The sequence below is a fragment of the Stenotrophomonas sp. NPDC077421 genome, assembly GCF_049545505.1.
Classification (GTDB): domain Bacteria; phylum Pseudomonadota; class Gammaproteobacteria; order Xanthomonadales; family Xanthomonadaceae; genus Stenotrophomonas; species Stenotrophomonas nematodicola.
The window spans coordinates 25,184-46,698 of the sequence record NZ_JBMWDP010000011.1 but is presented as its reverse complement, the minus strand read 5'-3'; the positions used below and the strand labels follow the sequence as shown (position 1 = coordinate 46,698).

Below are 21,515 nucleotides of genomic sequence, written 5' to 3'. Positions count from 1 at the left end.
TGCCGGGAGGCAGGCGTTACGCCCGCGCTCCGCCGGTGGCGTCGGCGTCGTCACCTTCCGCGTCGTCCTCGTCCTCTTCCTCTTCCTCTTCCTCTTCGTACTCCTCGTCCTCGTCGCCCTCTTCCTCTTCCTCGTCCTCGAATTCTTCTTCGTCGTCTTCGTCTTCTTCGTAGTCTTCCACGCCGAAGTCCTCGCCATCCCAACGGCCTTCACCGTCGGCGACGAAGGTCAGGGCCATCGCGGCGGGGTTGGTCCCCACGCGCACCAGCCAGCCGCCGAAGACGCGGGCGCGTTCGGTGACCAGGGCGGCGTCGGCGCCCTCATTGCCCAGTTTTTCCCACTCCAGCGAAAATGCAAATTCGGTCATTGCCTGGCTCTCCTGGACGATGATGGATGTGGTGCAGCCGGGCAGAGCCCGGCTCTACGGAACGATGATGGATGTGGTGCAGCCGGGCAGAGCCCGGCTCTACGGAACGATGATGGATCTGGTGCGGCCGGGCAGAGCCCGGCTCTACGGAACGATGATGGATCTGGTGCAGCCGGGCGCGGCAGCGCCCGGCGCAGGTTACTGCTTTGCCGGGCGGACCTGGACGTGCACTTCGGCCAGCTGCTCGTCCGGGATCGGCGACGGGGCGCCGGTCATCAGGCACTGCGCGCCGGTGGTCTTGGGGAACGGGATCACGTCGCGGATCGATTCGGTACCGGCCATGAGGGCGGCGATACGGTCGATGCCGAAGGCGATGCCACCGTGCGGCGGCGCGCCGAAACGCAGCGCGTCGAGCAGGAAGCCGAACTTGCCCTCGGCCTCTTCGGCACCGATGCCGAGCAGTTCGAACACCGCGCTCTGCATGTCCGAGCGGTGGATACGGATCGAACCGCCGCCGATCTCGTTGCCGTTGAGCACCATGTCGTAGCCGCGCGACACGGCCGTCTTCGCATTGGCACGCAGGTCGGCGATATCGTCCACTGCCGGGGCGGTGAAGGGGTGATGCAGGGCGACGTAGCGCTGGGCTTCGTCGTCGTATTCGAACATCGGGAAGTCGGTGACCCACAGCGGCGCCCAACCGGCCGCGACCAGATCGAAGTCCTTGCCGGCCTTCAGGCGCAGCGCGCCCATGAAGTCGGACACCTTGTTGTAGCCACCTGCACCGAAGAACACGATGTCGCCGTTGCCGGCCCCGACGTGCGCAACCAGGGCGGCGAAGGCCTCCTCGCTGAAGAACTTGGCGATCGGCGAGCTGACCTCGCCGTTCTCGGCGATCTTGATGTAGGCCAGGCCCTTGGCGCCGTACTTGGCGGCATGCGCGGCGTACTCGTCGATCTGCTTGCGCGACAGGCTGGCACCGCCCGGGATGCGCAGCGCGGCGACACGGCCGTCGGCATCGTTGGCCGCGGCGGTGAACACCGGGAACTCACTGGTCTTGACCAGCTCGGCGACGTCCACCAGCTCCAGCGCGATGCGCAGGTCCGGCTTGTCCGAGCCATACCGGCGCATCGCCTCGGCCCAGGTCATGCGCGGGAAGCTGGCATCCAGCTCCACGTCGACCACTTCCTTGAAGATGGCGCGGATCATGGTTTCCACGAAATCCTGCACGTCGCGCTCGCGCACGAAGGCGAATTCCATGTCCAGCTGGGTGAACTCCAGCTGGCGGTCGGCACGCAGGGCCTCATCGCGGAAGCAGCGGGCGATCTGGTAGTAGCGGTCGAAGCCGGCCACCATCAGGATCTGCTTGAACAGCTGCGGGCTCTGCGGCAACGCGTAGAACTCGCCCGGATGCATGCGCGCCGGCACCAGGAAGTCGCGCGCGCCCTCGGGGGTGGCCTTGGTCAGGATCGGGGTTTCGATGTCCTGGAAGCCGGTCGCATCCAGGTGGCGGCGCAGCGCCTGCACCAGCTTGATGCGGGTGCGCTGCATACGCTGCATTTCCGGGCGGCGCAGGTCCAGGTAGCGGTACTTCAGGCGGGTTTCCTCGCCCGGGTTCTCGTGGGCGTGGAACGGCAGCGGCTCGGCCTTGTTGAGGATGGTGATGGCCGTGGCGATCACCTCCACGTTGCCGGTGCGGAGCTTGTCGTTGACCGCATGGCGGGCACGCACCACACCCTCCACCTGCAGCACGTCCTCATAGCCCAGGCTGGCGGCCACGGCGAACACGGCCGCGTTGTCGACTTCCACCGTCACCTGCACGATGCCCTCATGATCGCGCAGATCGATGAAGCACACGCCGCCCTGATTGCGGGCAACGTCGGTCCAGCCGGCAAGGGTAACGGTTTGGCCAATCAGGGTCTCGTCGACCAGGCCACAGAAGTGAGTACGCATGGGGGTAAAGCTCCGCAGGAGAGTGCCGGCACCAAGCTGCGCCGGAAAGCCCGTTATTCTGCGGCCGTCGGCGCGGCGGGGCAAATCGGGCCTCGCCGGCCCGGCATCACGCGTTGTGAACCGGGGGCCTTCCTATAGTCCGCCCACCAACGACCGCAAGGGGATGTCGCCATGAACCGCCGCCTGACCGTCGCCTGCCTGACCGCCGTGCTCGCCCTGGCCGCCCCCGCGGCGCAGGCCCAGATCAGTTCACGTGCCTACGCCCCGGAGAATCTGTCGCAGCTGTCCTCCTCGGACCGCAGCCGGGTCATCAGCCAGGAGTACGCCGACCAGTCCGATGGCCGGCGCATCCCCGATGACCAGCTGCGGTTCTACCTGGCCCAGGTCAATTCGGGCTGGGGTTTCTCGCGGATCAAACAGGATATCGCCACCTCGCTGCGCGGCAGCGGCAATGGTGGGGGCTGGAACGGTGGCGGCGGCAACAACGGGACCGTGCGCTGCGAAAGCCAGGACAACCGCGAGCGGGTCTGCAATACCGGCTGGCGCAGCGCGCGCCTGTCCCGGCAGATCTCCGGCACGACCTGCGTGGAAGGCCGCAACTGGGGCTCGCGCAACGGCACGGTGTGGGTCAGCGGTGGCTGCCGTGCCGAGTTCGTTGAAGGGCGGGGCAACGGCGGCGGCTGGGGCGGCGGCAATGGCAGCGGCGGCACCATCCGCTGCGAAAGCCAGGACAACCGCGAGCGCACCTGCAACACCGGTTGGCGCAATGCGACCCTTGTCCGGCAGATCTCCGGCTCGGCCTGTGTGGAGGGCCAGACCTGGGGCGCGCGCAACGGCAGCGTATGGGTCAACCGCGGCTGCCGGGGGGAGTTTGCCGAGGCCCGTGGCAACAGCGGCGGCGGCTGGGGCGGCGGCGACAGCAACTACAGCGTGACCTGCAGCAGCAACAACAACCGCCAGCAGACCTGCGCCTGGGATGCCCGCCAGGGACGCCCGGCATTGATCCAGCAATTGTCGGGCACCGCCTGTGTGGAAGGCCGCAGCTGGGGCTACAGCAACGGCAGCCTGTGGGTGAACGGCGGGTGCCGGGCGCGCTTCGGCGTCCGCTGACCGACCCCAGGGGCAGCGGCCTGCGTCAGGGGGCGCTGCCCCACGGTGGGGGCGGCAGCGCCACCGGCCTGGCAAGGTCGAAGGCGACCTGGAAGCGGCGGCCGCCGGGCCGGGTCAGCTCATAGATGAAGCGCTGGTCCGGATCGACCTCCATCGCCCAGGTGTTGTGCACGGAGGGCAGCATGTCGGCCTTTCGGAACATCGCCACCGAGTCGGCATCCACCGGGAATTCCTGACGCTGCGCGGTGCCCGGTGGCTTGCTGTCGCCGCCGTAGAGGCTGATCGCATCGGGGCTGCCGTCTGCATGGCGATGATCGTGCTTGAGACGCAGGCCGTGGGAGGTGCGGGTCAGCACCCACGTCCGCGAATGGTCGTCGCCGACATGGAAGGGAATGCGCAGCTCGTGGGCCGGGTCGTCGCACCCGCGCACATGCATGACCAGCCGCTTGCCTTCGAACGGATCGGGTGCATCGGTACGCGGCTCGTTGGCCACGATGCGGCCTTCAAACGCCTTGCCGCAATGGGCGGCCACCGCTGCCATGAAGGCGTCCGACGGCGCCAGCGAGATGTCGTGGGCGAGTGGATCGCGTTCGCCACTACAGGCGGCAAGCCCCAGTGCGGCGGCCAGGGGCACGAGCTTCAGTACGTTCATGGACCCACCCTAACGGCCACGGCCGGGCAGCGCAAACGCCTCCCGCATCGCGAAGGGCTTCATCCCCGCTGTGTTAAGGTCGTGGCGTGACCGGTTCGCCTTCTTCCCCACGAAGGTCGCACGCGTGTTGCGGCTGACCGCCCTGCTCACGGGAGTAGCGCTGCTCCTGACGGGCAGCGGGCTTCTGGGTACCTTGCTGGCGGTGCGCGGCGGGCAGGCCGGCTTTGGTGCCGGCACCCTGGGTCTGGTGATGTCCGGCTATTTCGCCGGGTTCTTCATCGGCACCTTCTTCGCCCCCTCGCTGATCGGCCGCATCGGACATATCCGTGCGTTCGCCTTCTTCGCCGCGCTCGCCGCAATCGCGGTGCTGCTGCATCCCCTGTGGCTCAACCCCTGGGGCTGGGGCGTGCTGCGCATCGCCACCGGCATCGCCCTTGTCGGCCTGTACACCGTGATCGAAAGCTGGCTCAACGCCGAGCCGGATCCGGCCCAACGCAGCCGCGCATTCTCGCTGTACATGGTGGTCAATCTGTCCGCGCTTGCGCTGGGCCAACTGCTGCTGATGCTCGGCGACGCCAGCGCAACGGCCATGTTCATGCTCACCGCGATCCTGGTCTGTGCCGCCGTGCTGCCGGTGACCGCGACCCGCCTGCGCCAGCCGGACGTGCCGGTGATGACCCGGTTGAGCCTGCGGCGTCTGTACGCGATGGCGCCGGTGGCGACCGTGGCGGCAGGCCTGTCGGGTCTGGCGATGGGTGCGTTCTGGGGGCTGTTGCCGGTGTATGCCGGCGAGGTCGGCCTGGAGGACACTGGCGTGGCTCTGTTCATGCTCGTGGCGATCATCGGCGGCGCGGTGCTGCAGTGGCCGCTGGGCCAGCTCAGCAACGGCCACGACCGGCGCAGCGCGCTGGTGGTGCTGAGCCTGATCGCCGCGGGCATCGCGCTGGTGGCGTCGCTGCCGATGATCCAGCTCCAGACCCACCTGCTGTTCGGCCTGTTCTTCTTCTACGGCGGCCTGGCCTTCGCGCTGTATCCGTCCGCCGTGGCGCACATGCTCGACTACCTGCCACGCGAGCACCTGCTTGCGGGCTGCTCCAGCCTGCTGCTGGTCCACGGCGTGGGTGCCGCGTTCGGCCCGGCCCTGGCCGGTGCCGGCATGCAGCGCTTCGGCCCGGCCGCGCTGCCGCTGTATTTCGCGGTGGTGCTGCTGGCACTGGCACTGTTCACCACCGCCCGTCTGCTGCGTTTCCAGCGCCTGCGCACCCATCCGGTCGGCTTCCGCCTGATGCTGCGGACCACACCCGGCGCGCTGGAACTGATGCCCGAAACCGACCAGCAGGCCCCCCAGGACACCCCTTACCCCGCCGACTCCGAAAAGGAAGTGCATTGACTGTATCGACACCCACCGTCCCCACCTCACCCCGTACCCTGCCGGCCACGCCGGCCGCGCAACTGATCCTCGCCACCGATCTGGATGGCACCTTCCTCGCCGGCGATGCCGCCGCGCGCCACCGCCTGTACCGGCTGGTCGACCAGCACCCCGGTATCCGCCTGATCTTCATCACCGGCCGCGGGCTCGAAGCGGTGATGCCCCTGCTCTCCGATCCGGCCATCCCGCGCCCGGATGTCGTGGTCTGCGATGTCGGCGCGACCGTGGTCGACGGGCATACGCTGCAGCCGCTGCAGCCCCTGCAATCGATGATCGACGCGCACTGGCCCGGCGAGCAGGTGGTGGCGGCGGCGATGCGCCCGTTCGCCGCGCTGCAGCGCCAGGATGTACCGCAGGAGCGCCGCTGCTCCTACTTCTGCGATCCAGACACGCTGGCGCCGCTGCGCGGACAGATCCAGGCCGCCGCGCAGGCGCTGGGCTGCGATGTGCTCTATTCGGCCGACCGCTATCTGGACATCCTGCCGCCGGACACGGACAAGGGCCGCACGCTGTCCGCGTTGGCGCGCCTGCTCGAACTGCCACGCGAGCGCATCCTGGTCGCCGGCGACACGCTCAACGATCTTTCCATGTACACCGCCGGTTTCCGCGGCGTGTGCGTCGGCGATTCGGAGCCGGCCCTGACCGCAGCCACGGCTACGCTCGGCCACACCTTCCACGCCGAGGCGCCCGGCTGCGGCGGCATCCTGGAGGCGATCGAACACTTCGGCCTGCTCGCCAGCGATGACCCGTTCCTGCATCCGCCGGCGCAGGCGCGCGCCGATGGCGCCGAACTGGTGATGGTCTACCACCGCCTGCCGTTCGATGAAGTCATGCAGGACGGCGTGCTCGTCCAGCGCCCGCCGCGCTCGCCCAACGGCATCATTCCGTCGCTGCTGAGCTTCTTCGACGGCGGGCAGAAGGGTTCGTGGGTGGCGTGGGGAATCGACGATCCCAAGCGCGGTCCGTTCCAGACCCACCTGGCGGTGGATGCCGAACGCTATCCGACCCTGACCGCCGCGCGCGTGCCGCTGAGCAAGCAGGAAGTGGACATCTTCTACAAGCGCTTCTCCAAGGAAGCGTTCTGGCCGATGCTGCACGTGTTCTGGGAGCGCGCGCGCTTCCGCGAGGACGACTGGCAGGTATTCCTGCAGGTGAACCGCAAGTTCGCCGAATCCACCGCCGCCGAAGCCGCGCACGGCGCCACGGTCTGGATCCACGACTACAACCTGTGGATGGTGCCGGGCACGCTGCGCGAGCTGCGTCCGGACCTGAAGATCGCCTTCTTCCACCACACCTACTTCCCCTCCGCCGACGTCTTCAACGTGGTGCCCTGGCGGCGCGAAATCATCGGCAGCCTGCTCAGCTGCGACTACATCGGCTTCCACATTCCGCGCCAGGTGGAGAATTTCGTGGACGTGGTGCGCGGGGCGATGCCGGCCGAGCGGCTGGCGTGGGAGAGCTGCGCACCGCGCTTTCTGACCTATGGCTGCGCGGTGGGCCTGGACACCATGACCACGCGGTTGCGCGTGGGTGATCGGGAGATCGCGCTGGGCGCGCATCCGGTCGGCACCGATCTGCGCCGCATCCACGCCGTGCTGGCGCGCGGCGACGTGCGCAACGACATCTTCAAGCTGCGCCGCGAGATCGGCGCGCGCAAGCTGGTGCTGTCGGTGGAACGGCTGGACTACACCAAGGGCACGCTGGCCAAACTGGAGGCATTCGAGCGGCTGCTCGAGCAGCATCCGGACCGCTTGGGCAAGGTCACCCTGCTGATGATCTGCGTGCCGGCCGCGCGCGAGATGACGGTGTACCGGACCCTGCAGAACCAGATCGAGCAGGCGGTGGGGCGCATCAACGGGCGCTTCTCGCGGCTGGACTGGACGCCGGTGCGCTTCTTCGCCCAGGCACTGCCGTTCGAGCAGGTGGTGGCGCACTACGCCGCCGCGCAGGTGATGTGGATCACCCCGCTGCGCGACGGACTCAACCTGGTGGCCAAGGAATTCGTCGCCACCCAGGGCATCGAAGGCAGCAGCGGCGTGCTGGTGCTCAGCGAATTCGCCGGCGCCGCCGCCGAGCTGAAGGGCGCGGTGCTGACCAACCCGCATGATCCGGCCGACCTCACCGCCGGGCTGCTGCAGGCATTGTCGATGCCCGATGATGAAGCCACCGGGCGCATGCGACAGCTGTTCGACAGTGTGGAGTACTACGACGTGGACCGCTGGGGACGCGAGTTCCTGGAGGCGGTGCGCGGCTGATACGGCGATGCAGCCGGGCAAGCGCCCGGCTGCTGACCTCAGGCGCCGCGCATCATGCCTTCGGCCAGCACGGCGACCTGGCGCAGCACGTCATTGCGTCCGGCATCGTCCACCGTGGCGCCCTGCAGATAGCTGGTGAGCACCCACGGGGTGCCACCGGCCATCGGCCACAGCATCGCGATGTCGTTGGTGGTGTCCTTGCCGTTGCTGCCGGTCTTGTCGCCCACCCGCCACGTGCTGCCCAGCCCCGCGCGCAGGCGCTCGTCGCCGGTTTCGTTGTCGATCAGCCAGTCGGCCAGCTGCTGGCGCGACGCGGGCGCCAGCACCTGGCCGAGCAGGAAGCGCTGCAGGCTGGCGGCCATCGCCGCCGGGCTGGTGGTATCGCGCGGGTCGCCCGGCGCAAACCGGTTCATCTCCGGCTCGAGACGGTCGTTGCGGGTCACCGCATCGCCGTGCTCACGCAGGAAGCGCGTGACGGCAGGCGGCCCGCCCACCACCCCCAGCAGCAGGTTCGCGGCAGGGTTGTCGCTGGTGATCATCGTGGCCCGGCACAGATCGCGCACGGTGAGGTCCTTGCCGATGTGCCGCCGGGTGACCGGCGCGTGGTCGATCAGATCCTCCGCGCGCATCGGCACGCGCTTGTCCAGGTCGAGCCGGCCGGCATCGACCTGGCGAAGCACCGCCGCACACAGGACGAACTTGAAGGTACTGCACATCGGGAAGCGCTCGTCCTGGCGGTGGCCGATGCGCCGGCCGGACGCGGTGTCCAGCAGGGTGACCCCGAGCCGGCCACCGCTGGCCGCTTCCAGCGCGGCGAAGTCGGGGGCGGCGGCCAGCGCCGGGGCCGTGGTGCGCGGCGGCGTTTTCGCCAGTGCGGTGGCGGTCAGCGCGGAGGCGGCGGCCACCCCGGTCCAGTGCAGGAACTGTCGTCGAGCAAGCATGCGGATTCTCCTGGTGAGGCGGAGAGTATTGAAGCCGTGGCGGCGCGGCACCAGCGAGCATTTTCAGCGGAAGCCATTCGCCCTTCTTATGCCTCGGCGGATTTCCGGGGCGGATTTCAGGGTCTGCCGGCCCACGATCGGCACTTTCGAGAGGAACGGTGCGATGATCCATCGATCTTCCTCACGGCTCGCGCCCATGCTCCGCCCCCAGTTGCCGCTCAATGCGCTGCGCGCTTTCGAGGCCGCCGCCCGGCATCAGAACTTCACCCGCGCCGCCTTGGAACTGTGTGTCAGCCAGGCCGCGCTGAGCCACCAGATCCGCGCACTGGAGAATCGGCTCGGGGTGTCGCTGTTCCATCGGCTGCCGCGTGGCGTGGCGCTCACCGACGAAGGCGCGCGGCTGTACCCGGTGCTCAACGAGGCCTTCGACCGGATCGCGGTGAGCCTGGACCGTTTCGTGGGCGGGCACTTCCGCGAGGTGCTGCGTGTGGGCGTGGTCGGCACCTTCGCCACAGGCTGGCTGCTGCCGCGCCTGGCGGACTTCCATGCCCGCCATCCGCAGATCGACCTGCGTCTGCAGACCCACAACAACCGCATCGACCTGGCCGGCGAAGGGCTGGATCTGGCGATCCGCTTCGGCGAGGGCGACTGGCAGGGGCAGGTCAGTGATGCGGTGCTGGACGCGCCGTTCGCCCCGCTGTGCGCGCCCGCCCTGGCCCGCCTGCTGCACCAGCCGCGCGACCTGGCGAACGTGGCGTTGCTGCGGTCCTACCGCACCGACGAATGGCCGCGCTGGCTGCAGGCGGCCGGGGTGGCGGAGCTGGAAGCGCGTGGACCGGTGTTCGATTCGTCGCTGACCCTGGCCAGCGCGGCGGCGGCAGGCAATGGCGTGGCCCTGCTGCCGCTGAAGATGTTCGGGCAGGACCTGGCGCAGGGGCGCCTGATCCAGCCGTTCGCGCCGGTGCTGGACCTGGGCCGCTACTGGCTGACGCGCCTGCGTTCACGCCCCGAGAGCGACGCGGCGCGGCTGTTCCGCCAGTGGCTGCAGGCGCAGGGAGAGGTCACGGGCTGACGGGTGCCGACCGCGGTCGGCACATCGCCCCCGACGATCAACCTTCCAGCAGTTCCATCCAGCTCTGCTCCGCCTTGGCCAGCAGCGCCGCCGTCGCTTCGCGGTCGCGGCCGAGCACGGCCATGCGGGTTGCGTCGGCGTAGTTGGACGGATCGGCCAGCTGGCGGTCCAGCTCGGCCAGCGTGCCCTCCAGCTCGCCCACTTTGGCTTCGGCGGCTGCCAGCTTGTGCGGATTGACCGGCTTGCGCGGCGGCAGCGGCGGGGTCGGCGGCACCGGCTCCGGTGCGGCGGCGGCCATCTTCTGCTTGGTGCCCTGCGCCGCCGGACGCGACCGCAGCCACGCCGCGTAGGCGTCCAGATCGCCGTCGAACGGCTCCACCACCCCATCGGCCACACGCCAGAAGGTGTCGCAGACCAGACCAATCAGGTGGCGGTCGTGCGAGACCATCACGATGGCACCCTCGAAATCGGCCAACGCTTCCGCCAGCGCTTCGCGCATTTCCAGGTCGAGATGGTTGGTCGGTTCGTCGAGCAGCAGCACGTTCGGCTGCTGCCAGGCGATCAGCGCCAGCGCCAGGCGCGCGCGCTCGCCACCGGAGAACCCATCCACCGGTTCAAAGGCACGGTCGCCGGCGAAGTTCCACTTGCCGAGGAAATCGCGGAAAGCCTGGTTGGGCGCATCCGGGGCCAGATCGCGGAAATGCTCCATCGGCGACTGGCCTTCGTGCAGCGATTCCACTGTGTGCTGGGCGAAGTAGCCGATGCGCAGGTCCGGGTGGGCCGCGCGCTCGCCGGTCAACGGCGCCAGCTCGCCGACCAGGGTCTTGACCAGCGTGGTCTTGCCGGCGCCGTTGGGGCCGAGCAGACCGATGCGCTGGCCCGCCTCCAGGCCGAAACCGACCTCGTGCAGGATCACGGCGTCCGGGCCATAGCCGGCATCGACGTGGTTCAGGCGGATCAGCGAGAACGGCAGCTTGGCCGGCGGGGCGAATTCGATACGGAATTCACGCTCGGCACGCACCGCCTCGGTGCCGGCCAGCTTGGCCAGGCGCTTCATGCGGCTCTGCGCCTGTGCGGCCTTGCTGGCCTGCGCCTTGAAGCGATCGATGAAGCTCTGCAGGTGGGCGCGCTCGGCCTGTTCCTTCTCGTGCGCGATCTGCTGCTGACGCAGCTGTTCGGCGCGCTGGCGCTCGAAATCGGTGTAGCCGCCCGGATACAGCTTGGCGCCACCGCCATGCAGGTGCAGAGTATGGGTGGCGACGTTGTCGAGGAACTCGCGGTCATGCGAGATCAGCAGCAGCGTGCCGGGGTACTTGAGCAGCCACTGTTCCAGCCAGAACACCGCGTCCAGGTCGAGGTGGTTGGTCGGTTCGTCGAGCAGCAGCAGATCGCTGGGCATCATCAGCGCGCGGGCCAGGTTGAGGCGCACGCGCCAGCCACCGGAGAACGACGACACCGCCCGGGAATGCGTCTCGGCCGGGAAGCCCAGGCCATGCAGCAGCTTGCCGGCCCGCGCTTCGGCGTCGTAGGCGCCGATTTCAGCCATCTTCTGGTGCGCGGTGGCCACCGCCTCCCAGTCTTCCCGGGCCGCCGCGTCGGCCTCGGCGCGCAGCACCGCGGCCACCTCGGTGTCGCCTTCGAGCACGAACTGCAGCGCCGGGTCCGGCAGCGAGGGGGTTTCCTGGGCCACCGATGCGATGCGGACCTTGCCAGGCAGATCGACGTCGCCCTTGTCGGCTTCCAGCTCGCCCTTCACGGCGGCAAACAGGCTGGACTTGCCGGCGCCATTGCGGCCGACCACGCCAACGCGGTACCCCGCGTGCAGAGTCAGGTCGACGTTGGACAACAGCAGCCGCTCGCCACGGCGCAAGGCGAAGTTACGAAGGGAAATCATCTTGGGGGTCCATATAACGGAATGGAATGTGCTCGTGAGCACCTTTCCTGCGACGTAATTCTAGCGTTAACGAATACTTGACGCGCCCCGGGATGCGCGGCAGGGCTCGTCTCTCTCTCCCACGACCCTGCCCGCGCGTCCTCGGGACCCCTCCGTCGAAACCCGGGCATCACGTAAATGGTTGCTGCTGCAACGTTTTTTGCGAATGCACCCGGGAATTGACAGGCGATGAATATCCCGCTAATTCCTTTGTTGCGCACCGCAACAACCGCCTTCGCAGACCCGCTCCCCGCAGTCGTGATGTCGCCACGGTGCCGCACCGTCCCTACCGGAGCCACATCCTGATGAACCGCAAGACCAGTACGCTCGCCGCCGCCGTAGCTGTCGCGCTCGGTGTCTCCAGTTTCGCCGTCTCCGCCCAGCAGGCCCCGCCTGCCGCCGCGAACACCCTGGACACCATCATCGTCACCGGTACCCGGGTCGCCGACCGCACCGTGGCCGAGTCGCAGTCGCCGATCGACATCATCACCCCCGAGGCGCTGCAGTCCACCGGTACCACCGAGCTGGCCACCGCGCTGTCGCGCGCCCTGCCCTCGCTGAACTTCCCGCGCCCGGCGCTGACCGACGGCACCAGCGGCATCCGCCCGGCGCAGCTGCGGGGCCTGTCGCCCGACCAGGTGCTGGTGCTGGTCAACGGCAAGCGCCGCCACACCTCGGCGCAGATCAACGTCAACGGCAGCATCGGCCGCGGCTCCTCGGCGGTGGACATCAACGCCATTCCGATCGCCGCGATCGAGCGGGTCGAAGTGCTGCGCGACGGCGCGTCGGCCCAGTACGGCTCGGATGCGATCGCCGGGGTGGTCAACATCGTGCTCAAGGGATCCTCCGCCGGCGGCAGCCTGGTCCTGGATGCCGGCCAGTACTCGGCCGGCGACGGCAACAAGTACCAGCTCTCCGGCGATACCGGCGTTGGCTTCGCCGACGGCCGCGGCAGCGTGCACGTGGCCGGGCAGATCACCCAGCAGGACGAGAGCAACCGTGCCGGCCCGTACCAGGGCACCACGCCCAACACCGGCAACTTCCCCAACATCGGCCAGACCACCTTTGTGGTGGGCGACCCGCAGGTGGATGCCACCGCCGCCTCGGCCAATGCCAGCTTCCAGTTCACCGACCACGTCTCGGCCTATGCCACGGCGATGGCCAGCAACCGCGACATCACCTCGTTCGCGTTCTACCGCTCGCGCAACAACAGCAACCAGGGCCCGCTGCTGGCACAGGTGTACCCGGACGGCTTCGTGCCGCAGATCAATCAGTACTCCAAGGACCGCTCGATCGTGGCCGGCGTCAAGGGCGGCACCGACAGCGGCTGGAACTGGGACGTCAGCTACAACCACGGCTACAACAAGATCGACTTCCACACCCGCAACAGCATCAACTACAGCCTCGGCGTGAACAGCCCGCGTTCGTTCTACGACGGCGCGCTGGAGTACACCCAGGACATCGTCAACGCCGATGTGACCAAGACCCTGGACTGGGGCCTGGCGTATCCGGTGACGCTGTCCTTCGGTGGCGAGTACCGCCGCGAAACGTGGGAGCAGTCGCCGGGCGAACCCAACTCGTACACCGGCAGCGGCGCCCAGGGCTTCGGCGGTTTCACCCCTATCAATGCGGTGGATGCCGACCGCAACAACTACGCGGTGTATGCCGGCCTGGAAGCGGACTTCACCGACAAGTTCTCCGCCGGCGCGACCGGCCGCTATGAGGACTACTCGGACTTCGGCGACAAGTTCTCCGGCAAGCTGTCCGCGCGCTATGCCTTCACCGACAAGGTCGCCCTGCGCGCCACCGCCTCCAGCGGGTTCCGCGCGCCGTCGCTGGCCCAGCAGAGCTACCAGGCGGTGACCAGCACGATCGTCAACGGCGTGTTCGTCGAACGCGGCACCTTCCCCACCACCAGCGCTGCCGCGCAGGCGCTGGGTGCCAGCCCGCTGAAGGCCGAAAGCTCCACCTCCTACAGCCTGGGCCTGGTGCTGCAGCCGGTGGACCGCCTGTACCTGACCGTGGATGCGTACCAGATCGACATCGACGACCGCATCGTGCTGTCCACCAACATCACCACCAACGCCGCCACCAACGCGCTGCTCGGTGGGCTGGGGCTGCCGCAGGTCACCGCGTTCTCGTACTTCACCAACGGCGTGGACACCCGCACCCGTGGTGTGGACGCGGTGTCCAGCTACACCCTTCCCTTCGCCGCCAGCTCGCTGGAGCTGACCGCCGCGTACAGCTACAACGAAACCGAGGTGAAGAAGTTCATCGCCTCGCCGGCGGTGTTCCAGAGCCTGGGCCTGACCCAGTCGCTGATCGGGCGTGACGAGATCGGCCGCATCGAAGACAGCTACCCGCGCGACAAGGCCATCCTCAGCGGCACCTGGCGTTCGGACCACTGGGACCTCAATCTGGCGGCCACCCGCTATGGCAGCTTCACCGTGCGCAACTCGGCCACCGCGCTGCGCGACCAGACCTACGGTGCGTCATGGGTGCTCGATGCCTCGGTGAGCTACAAGCCCAGCGCGAACTGGGCGCTCACCCTGGGCGCGGACAACCTGCTGGACGAGTACCCGGACCGTACCGTGGACCTGCAGAACTCGACCTGGGGCATGCTGCCGTACAGCAACTACTCGCCGTACGGCTTCAACGGCGCGTACGTCTACGGCCGCGTAACGTACAAGTGGTAAACCCCGGCAGTGCCGGCCACTGGCCGGCCACCATGCGATGACTGCCGCTGCCCCGGTCCGCCGGGGCAGCGTCGTTGTGGACGGGCAACAACAGCGTTCCGCGCATTCATCGCCCACACCGGCCGATGTCCCGGACAACACACGCCCTGACCACGGGAACAGGCACGCGCCGCATGCGTCAGTGTTTGCCGGATCTGGCCGCATCGGTGAAAATCGGGGCATCCCCCCTTTCTGCGAGCCCCGATGCACCATGACACCGACCTGATCAACATCGTCGCCGTTGGCCTCGGGCTCGCCTTCATCTTCGGCGCGCTGGCCAACAAGCTGCGCTTGTCTCCGCTGGTCGGTTATCTGGTTGCTGGCATCTGCGTAGGACCGTTCACCCCCGGCTTCGTCGCCGACCAGGCGCTGGCCAACCAGCTCGCCGAGATCGGCGTGATGCTGCTGATGTTCGGCGTGGGCCTGCACTTTTCGCTCAAAGACCTCATGGCGGTCAAAGCGATCGCCATTCCGGGCGCCATCGGCCAGATTCTGGTGGCCACGCTGCTGGGCTGGGGACTGGCGTCGTTGATGGGCTGGCCGGTGATCCACGGCGTGGTGTTCGGCTTCTCGCTGGCCACCGCCAGCACGGTGGTGCTGCTGCGTGCGATGGAAGAGCGCCGCCTGCTGGAAACCCAGCGCGGCAAGATCGCGGTGGGCTGGCTGATCGTGGAAGACCTCGCGTGCGTGCTGGCACTGGTGATGATGCCGGTGCTGGCCGGCGTGTTCGGGCCGGATGCCGCCAACGAAACGCACACCCTCGGCAGCGTGCTGGCCAGCATCGGCTGGACCTTCGTGCAGCTGGGCCTGTTCGTGGCGGTGATGCTCGTGGTCGGCCGCCGGTTGATTCCGTGGATTCTCGAACGCATCGCCGGCACCGGCTCGCGCGAGCTGTTCACGCTGTCGGTGCTGGCCATCGCGCTCGGCGTGGCGTTCGGCTCGGCGATGCTGTTCGGCGTTTCGTTCGCGCTCGGCGCGTTCTTCGCCGGCATGCTGCTCAACGAGTCCGAACTCAGCCACAAGGCCGCCAATGACTCCCTGCCGCTGCGCGACGCCTTTGCGGTGCTGTTCTTCGTCTCGGTCGGCATGCTGTTCAACCCGGCCATCCTGATCGAGCACCCGTGGCAGGTGCTGGCCACCGCGGCCATCATCATGTTCGGCAAGTCCGCAGCTGCCTTCGTGATCGTGCGTGCGTTCGGCCATCCCACCGGCACCGCGTTGACCATCTCGGCCAGCCTGGCGCAGATCGGCGAGTTCGCCTTCATCATCGCCGGCCTCGGCGTCGCCCTGAAGATCCTGCCGCCCACCGGGCAGGCGCTGGTGCTGGCTGGCGCGCTGATCTCGATCATGCTCAACCCGCTGGTATTCGGCCTGCTCGACCGCTGGCTGCTCAAGCACCAGGAGGCGACCCCGACCGCCGTGGAAACCGAACTGCCGCCGGGGCCGTCGCTGGACCTGCACGACCATGCCATCGTGATCGGCTACGGACGGGTGGGCAGCGCGCTGGCGCAGGTGCTGCGCGATCGCGGCGTGCCGGTGATGATCATCGACGACAACAAGGAACACGTGGCCGAGGCGCATGCCGCCGGGCTGCCCGGCATCCGCGGCAGCGCGGCCTCGGACCGGGTGCTGGCCGAAGCCCATCCGGAACGCGCCAAGATCGCGGTGCTGGCCATTCCGCAGCCCCTGGAAGCGGGCGAAACGCTGGCCAAACTGCGGGCGCTCAACCCGGACCTGACCCTGCTGGCGCGGGCGCACAGCGATGCCGAGGTCAAGCATCTGCTGGATCACGGCGCCGACGGCACCGTGATGGCCGAACGCGAGCTGGCCTACTCGCTGGCCGAGATGGTGATGTCCACCCCGCCATACCGCAGCCTGGGCAAGCACAGCATCCCGGTGGTGTAGCCGCCCGCAGGGCTAGCGCAGCGGCACGCAGATGTCCGCGCGCAGGATCGCCTCGGGCACGTCTTCCGGGTCGTCCAGGTAGTGGTAGTAGAGGGGCGCGTCGCGCAGCGCGCGCCCGCTGTCGGGCAGCCACTGGCGCAGCAGCGCGTCGGTGGCCGCCTCCAGCCCCGCATAGCTGCCCACGTGGCGCAGCACTGCATGGTCGCCGCCGCCCAGCGTCAGCGCACGCAGCGGCGCGGGCAGCCCTTCCGGCGCGTGCCCGAAGCCCATGCCGCAGTCGAACAGGCAGGCGCGGGCAGGAACGTCGCGATGGTCGTTGAGCGCGACCCCCACCAGCTGTTGCAGCTGCGTGGCCAGCCCCTGCTCCGCCGCCCAGGCGTAGATCGCGCCGAAGGCCTGGTCCAGATCATCGAACGCACCCTGCGTGCGCAGTGCCACCACGTCGAACGGCTCCAGCGTGGTCACCGTGACCTGCAGCGGCACGGCCTCCGCCGCATGGTCGCCGGCGGGCAGCAGCAGCGCGTTCTGCCAACGCTCGCGCAGGGCGGTGTCATCACGCAGCGCGCTCGGCGTGGCGTCCAACGCCTGGCGGCAGGCCCGGGCCAGTGCCTGCGGGCTTTCAAAGCCGACGGCGAGGGCGACGGCCGTCACCCGGCTGTCGGCCTGGCCCAGCAGCTGCAGCGCACGCAGCAACCGCAATCGGGCCACGGTGCGCCCGGGCGTTTCCCCGGTCAGCGCACGGTACAGACGGTGGAAGTGGAACGGAGACTGGTGCGCGATCGCGGCGAGCGCGTCCAGATCGGGAAGTGGCTCACCGGCGCGCAGACACGCCTGCAGATGGGCGATGACGCGGTCGATACCGTGGTGCTGGCGTACCTGGGCGATGCGGCTCATGGCGGGCTCCATGTCGGGGTGGCGCTCAGCATGCGTCGTGTCCTGCCCCTGCGCGTGGCCGATCTTGCGCAATGGGTGGAGGACCGCCAGAGCGTAGCGCCCGCGTGCGGTCGAGACCAGCCACGCAGACGGGCCGGGCAAAACCCCACGGCGACCGGCCCGCACCGGTCGCCGTGGGTACCACCTCTACGCGGTTGCCAACGCCTGCCGCAGGTCGGCCAGCAGGTCGTCGATGTGTTCGATGCCGATGGACAGGCGCACGGTGTCCTCGCTGACCCCAGCCTGGCGCAGTTCGGCCGCGTCCAGCTGGCGGTGCGTGGTCGATGCCGGGTGGGTTGCCAGCGACTTTGCATCGCCCAGGTTCACCAGCCGGGTGAACAGCTGCAGGGCGTCCAGGAAGCGCGCGCCCGCCACGCGGCCGCCGGGCAGGCCAAAGGTCAGCACGCCGGACCCGTGGCCACGCAGGTACTTCCGTACCCGGGCGTGGTCGGGATGATCGGGCAGCGCGGCGTAGTTCACCCAGTCGACCTTGGGGTGGTCGCGCAGGAACTCCGCGACGGCCAGCGCATTGGCATTGATGCGATCCATGCGCAGCGCCAGCGTCTCGATGCCCTGCAGGATCAGGAAGGCGTTGAACGGCGAGAGCGACGCACCGGTGTTGCGCAGTGGCACCACGCGGGCGCGGCCGATGTAGGCGGCCGGACCGAGGGCCTCGGTATAGACCACGCCGTGGTAACTGACATCCGGTTCATTCAGCCGCCGGAAGCGCTGCGCGTGCTCGGCCCACGGGAACCGGCCCGAATCGACGATCGCGCCGCCCAGGCTGGTGCCGTGGCCGCCGAGGTACTTGGTCAGCGAATGCACCACAATGTCCGCGCCGAAATCGAACGAACGCTGCAGGTACGGCGTGGCCACCGTGTTGTCCACGATCAGTGGCACGCCGTGCGCATGGGCCACCGCCGCAATCGCTTCGATGTCGGTGATGTTGCCGCGGGGGTTGCCGATGGACTCCACGAACACCGCTTTGGTGCGCTCGTCGATCAGCGCGCCGAACGAGGCCGGATCGTCCGGATCGGCGAAGCGCGTCTGGATGCCGTACTGCGGCAGCGTATGCGCGAACAGGTTGTAGGTGCCGCCATACAGCGTGCTGGACGAGACGATGTTGTCACCGGCCTCGGCAATGGTCTGGATCGCATAAGTGATCGCCGCCTGGCCCGAGGCCAGCGCCAGCGCGCCCACGCCGCCTTCCAGCGCCGCGATGCGCTGTTCCAGCACATCGGTGGTGGGGTTCATGATGCGGGTGTAGATGTTGCCCGGCACCTTCAGGTCGAACAGGTCGGCCCCGTGCTGGGTGTCGTCGAAGGCATACGCCACGGTCTGATAGATCGGCACCGCCACCGCACGGGTGGTCGGGTCGGGCCGGTAGCCGCCGTGCACGGCGATGGTTTCCGCTTTCCATTGCGGGTCGGGACTGCCGTGCTCGCTCATCGTGCCTCCTCCGGTTGAACCCGGACGATACCCGAGCGCCGGCACGCCCAGGCACACGTGCTCATGCCGATCACGCATGCGCTTAGGCGCTGCGGTGATATGCGACACGTGGGCCGCGCACCGCCACACGCGGCACCGGCCCGGTAGCAGACGCCACCGGGCCGGTGCGCGGGGCGTGCCGGCTCAGCCCTTGGTGAAGACCAGCTTGCCCTCGGCGGCATCGACCCGGATCGTGTCGCCCCCCAGGAACTCGCCGGACAGGATCTTCTGCGCCAGCGGATTTTCCAGCTGCGCCTGGATCGCACGCTTCAGCGGACGGGCGCCATACACCGGATCGAAGCCGACGTTGCCCAGCAACTGGAACGCCGCGTCGCTGACCTCGATGCGCAGCCCACGCTCGGCCAGGCGCTTCTCCAGACCAACCATCTGGATCCTGGCGATCTGCTTGATCTGCGCCTTGTCCAGCGGGTGGAACACCACGATGTCATCCAGCCGGTTGATGAACTCCGGACGGAAGTGCGCCTGCACCACGCCCATCACCGCCGCCTTCATCTGCGTGTACGCCTCCGGGCTGTCGTCGCCGCTCATGTCCTGGATCTGGTGCGAGCCCAGGTTGGAGGTCATCACAATGACGGTGTTGCGGAAGTCCACGGTGCGGCCCTGTCCATCGGTCAGGCGACCATCGTCGAGGACCTGCAGCAGGATGTTGAACACATCGGTATGCGCCTTCTCCACCTCATCGAGCAGGATCAGCGAGTACGGACGGCGGCGCACCGCCTCGGTCAGGTAACCGCCCTCCTCATAGCCCACATAGCCCGGGGGCGCACCGATCAGGCGTGCCACGCTGTGCTTCTCCATGAACTCGCTCATGTCGATGCGGATCATCGCGTCGCTGCTGTCGAACAGGAACTCGGCCAGCGCCTTGCACAGCTCGGTCTTGCCCACGCCGGTCGGCCCCAGGAACAGGAACGAGCCGCTGGGCCGGTCCGGATCGGACAGGCCCGCGCGCGAACGGCGCACGGCATCGGAGACGACCTTGATCGCCTCTTCCTGGCCCACCACGCGCTCATGCAGCACATCTTCCATGCGCAGCAGCTTGTCGCGCTCGCCTTCGAGCATGCGGTTGACCGGGATGCCGGTCCAGCGCGAGACCACCTCGGCAATCTCTTCGGCGGTGACCCGGTCCTGCACCAGCTTGAACTCGGTGTTCTCCGCTTCCTGCGCGGCCGCCAGCTGCTTCTCCAACTGCGGCAATTGGCCGTACTGGATCTCGCTCATGCGGCCGAAATCCTGGCGGCGCTGCGCCGATTCCAGCTCCAGCTTGGCCTGCTCGATCTGCTCCTTGATCTTCGTCGCGCCCTGCAACGCAGCCTTCTCCGACTTCCAGATCTCGTTGAGATCGGAGAACTCGCGCTCCAGCGTATCGATGTCGCTCTCCAGATCAGCCAGACGCTGGCGCGATGCCTCGTCCTTTTCCTTCTTGAGCATTTCGCGCTGGATCTTCAGCTGGATCAGCCGACGCTCCAGACGGTCCAGCTCCTCCGGCTTGGAGTCGATCTCCATGCGGATGCGCGAGGCGGCCTCGTCCATCAGGTCGATGGCCTTGTCGGGCAACTGGCGGTCGGCGATGTAGCGGTGCGACAGCGTCGCGGCCGCCACGATCGCCGGGTCGGTGATTTCCACGCCGTGATGCACCGCGTACTTTTCCTTCAGCCCGCGCAGGATCGCAATGGTGTCCTCGACACTGGGTTCGCCAACGAACACCTTCTGGAAACGGCGCTCCAGCGCGGCGTCCTTCTCGATGTACTTGCGGTACTCGTCCAGCGTGGTCGCGCCGACGCAGTGCAGTTCGCCACGTGCCAGCGCCGGCTTGAGCATGTTGCCGGCGTCCATCGCGCCATCGGCCTTGCCCGCGCCGACCATCGTGTGCAGCTCGTCGATGAACAGGATCACCTGCCCTTCGCTCTTGGCCAGGTCGTTGAGCACGCCCTTCAGGCGTTCCTCGAATTCGCCACGGAACTTGGCGCCGGCGATCAGCGCGCCCATGTCGAGCGACAGCACGCGCTTGCCGCGCAGGCCCTCGGGCACTTCGTCGTTGATGATGCGCTGGGCCAGTCCTTCGACGATGGCGGTCTTGCCGACACCGGGTTCGCCGATCAGCACCGGGTTGTTCTTGGTGCGGCGCTGCAGGACCTGGATGGTGCGCCGGATTTCTTCATCGCGGCCGATCACCGGGTCCAGCTTGCCGCTCTCGGCACGCGCGGTCAGGTCGATGGTGTACTTCTCCAGCGCCTGGCGCTGGTCTTCGGCGTTCTCCGACTGCACGCTCTCGCCGCCACGGATCTTGTCGATGGCCGCGTCGATGCGGGCCTTGTCGGCGCCGGCTGCGCGCAGCGCCATGCCCAGCGTGCCACCATCATCCACGGCAGCCAGCACGAACCATTCGCTGGCAATGAACGCATCGCCATGCTGCTGGGCCAGCTTGTCGGTGTTGTTGAGCAGCCGGTTGAGGTCATTGCCGATCGACAGGTTGCCTTCCTGCCCGGATACCTTGGGCAGCGCATCCATCGCCTCGTTGAGGCGTTCGCGCAGCACCGGCACGTTGACGCCGGCCTGCGACAGCAACGGGCGCGTGCTGCCGCCCTGCTGGTCCAGCAGTGCCGAGAACACGTGCACCGGTTCGATGATGTTGTGGTCGCGGCCCACGGCCAGCGACTGCGCGTCGGCCAGCGCCTGCTGGAAACGCGAGGTGAGCTTGTCCATCCGCATGGGGAGATCCTCTCT

General features: G+C 68.2%; 14 protein-coding genes. 6 read left to right on the top strand and 8 right to left on the bottom strand.

The features are described from left to right. Nucleotides 1-16 precede the first annotated feature (16 nt). Together ACPEH1_RS08040 and aspS are read right to left on the bottom strand one after the other, a co-directional pair. Entirely contained in the window at nucleotides 17-367 is a 351-nt protein-coding gene (locus ACPEH1_RS08040; protein ID WP_423715601.1) for a DNA primase, read from the bottom strand. A gap of 198 nt (nucleotides 368-565) precedes the next feature. After that, nucleotides 566-2,317, bottom strand: coding sequence for an aspartate--tRNA ligase (gene aspS, locus ACPEH1_RS08035; RefSeq protein ID WP_136003032.1), 1,752 nt, complete (start codon nucleotides 2,315-2,317; stop codon nucleotides 566-568). Between the two features lie 423 nt (nucleotides 2,318-2,740). Here aspS and ACPEH1_RS08030 point away from each other — a divergent pair, with 423 nt between their 5' ends. After that, a complete protein-coding gene (locus ACPEH1_RS08030; protein WP_423667299.1) occupies nucleotides 2,741-3,427 on the top strand; it encodes a DUF3011 domain-containing protein in 687 nt (228 codons plus the stop codon). Between the two features lie 25 nt (nucleotides 3,428-3,452). Here the strand turns inward: ACPEH1_RS08030 and ACPEH1_RS08025 are convergent, their stop codons facing one another. Further along, a complete protein-coding gene (locus tag ACPEH1_RS08025) occupies nucleotides 3,453-4,079 on the bottom strand; it encodes a hypothetical protein (RefSeq protein ID WP_017354666.1) in 627 nt (208 codons plus the stop codon). 124 nt (nucleotides 4,080-4,203) lie between these two features. On the opposite strand from ACPEH1_RS08025, the gene ACPEH1_RS08020 reads away from it, so the two are divergent. Both ACPEH1_RS08020 and ggpS read left to right on the top strand, forming a co-directional pair. Continuing rightward, complete coding sequence (locus tag ACPEH1_RS08020; RefSeq protein WP_026070547.1) at nucleotides 4,204-5,469, top strand: MFS transporter; 1,266 nt, start codon at nucleotides 4,204-4,206, stop codon at nucleotides 5,467-5,469. Nucleotides 5,470-5,531: 62 nt separating this feature from the next. Then, the gene (gene ggpS, locus ACPEH1_RS08015) at nucleotides 5,532-7,763 is read left to right on the top strand and encodes a glucosylglycerol-phosphate synthase (protein WP_313242707.1); all 2,232 of its coding nucleotides are present in this window, start codon (nucleotides 5,532-5,534) and stop codon (nucleotides 7,761-7,763) included. Nucleotides 7,764-7,801: 38 nt separating this feature from the next. Here the strand turns inward: ggpS and blaL2 are convergent, their stop codons facing one another. Continuing rightward, nucleotides 7,802-8,704: a L2 family extended-spectrum class A beta-lactamase gene (gene blaL2 / locus ACPEH1_RS08010; RefSeq protein ID WP_136003029.1), complete on the bottom strand. Its 903-nt coding sequence runs from the start codon at nucleotides 8,702-8,704 to the stop codon at nucleotides 7,802-7,804. A gap of 196 nt (nucleotides 8,705-8,900) precedes the next feature. On the opposite strand from blaL2, the gene ACPEH1_RS08005 reads away from it, so the two are divergent. Further along, on the top strand, nucleotides 8,901-9,776 hold the full coding sequence (locus tag ACPEH1_RS08005) for a LysR family transcriptional regulator (protein WP_136003028.1): 876 nt from the start codon (nucleotides 8,901-8,903) through the stop codon (nucleotides 9,774-9,776). Nucleotides 9,777-9,813: 37 nt separating this feature from the next. Here ACPEH1_RS08005 and ACPEH1_RS08000 read toward each other — a convergent pair whose 3' ends face one another. Continuing rightward, nucleotides 9,814-11,670, bottom strand: a complete 1,857-nt coding sequence (locus ACPEH1_RS08000; protein WP_136003027.1) for an ABC-F family ATP-binding cassette domain-containing protein — start codon at nucleotides 11,668-11,670, stop codon at nucleotides 9,814-9,816. A 344-nt stretch (nucleotides 11,671-12,014) separates the two neighbouring features. Here ACPEH1_RS08000 and ACPEH1_RS07995 point away from each other — a divergent pair, with 344 nt between their 5' ends. Then, nucleotides 12,015-14,405, top strand: a complete 2,391-nt coding sequence (locus ACPEH1_RS07995; RefSeq protein ID WP_017357182.1) for a TonB-dependent receptor plug domain-containing protein — start codon at nucleotides 12,015-12,017, stop codon at nucleotides 14,403-14,405. Between the two features lie 243 nt (nucleotides 14,406-14,648). After that, entirely contained in the window at nucleotides 14,649-16,349 is a 1,701-nt protein-coding gene (gene ybaL, locus ACPEH1_RS07990) for a YbaL family putative K(+) efflux transporter (protein ID WP_136003026.1), read from the top strand. 12 nt (nucleotides 16,350-16,361) lie between these two features. Here the strand turns inward: ybaL and ACPEH1_RS07985 are convergent, their stop codons facing one another. From ACPEH1_RS07985 to clpB, 3 genes are all read right to left on the bottom strand, one after another. Next, a complete protein-coding gene (locus ACPEH1_RS07985) occupies nucleotides 16,362-17,243 on the bottom strand; it encodes an AraC family transcriptional regulator (RefSeq protein WP_166473364.1) in 882 nt (293 codons plus the stop codon). Nucleotides 17,244-17,429: 186 nt separating this feature from the next. Continuing rightward, the gene (locus ACPEH1_RS07980; RefSeq protein ID WP_017357572.1) at nucleotides 17,430-18,731 is read right to left on the bottom strand and encodes an O-acetylhomoserine aminocarboxypropyltransferase/cysteine synthase family protein; all 1,302 of its coding nucleotides are present in this window, start codon (nucleotides 18,729-18,731) and stop codon (nucleotides 17,430-17,432) included. Nucleotides 18,732-18,914: 183 nt separating this feature from the next. Beyond that, nucleotides 18,915-21,500, bottom strand: coding sequence for an ATP-dependent chaperone ClpB (gene clpB, locus ACPEH1_RS07975; protein WP_423715600.1), 2,586 nt, complete (start codon nucleotides 21,498-21,500; stop codon nucleotides 18,915-18,917). Nucleotides 21,501-21,515 lie beyond the last annotated feature (15 nt).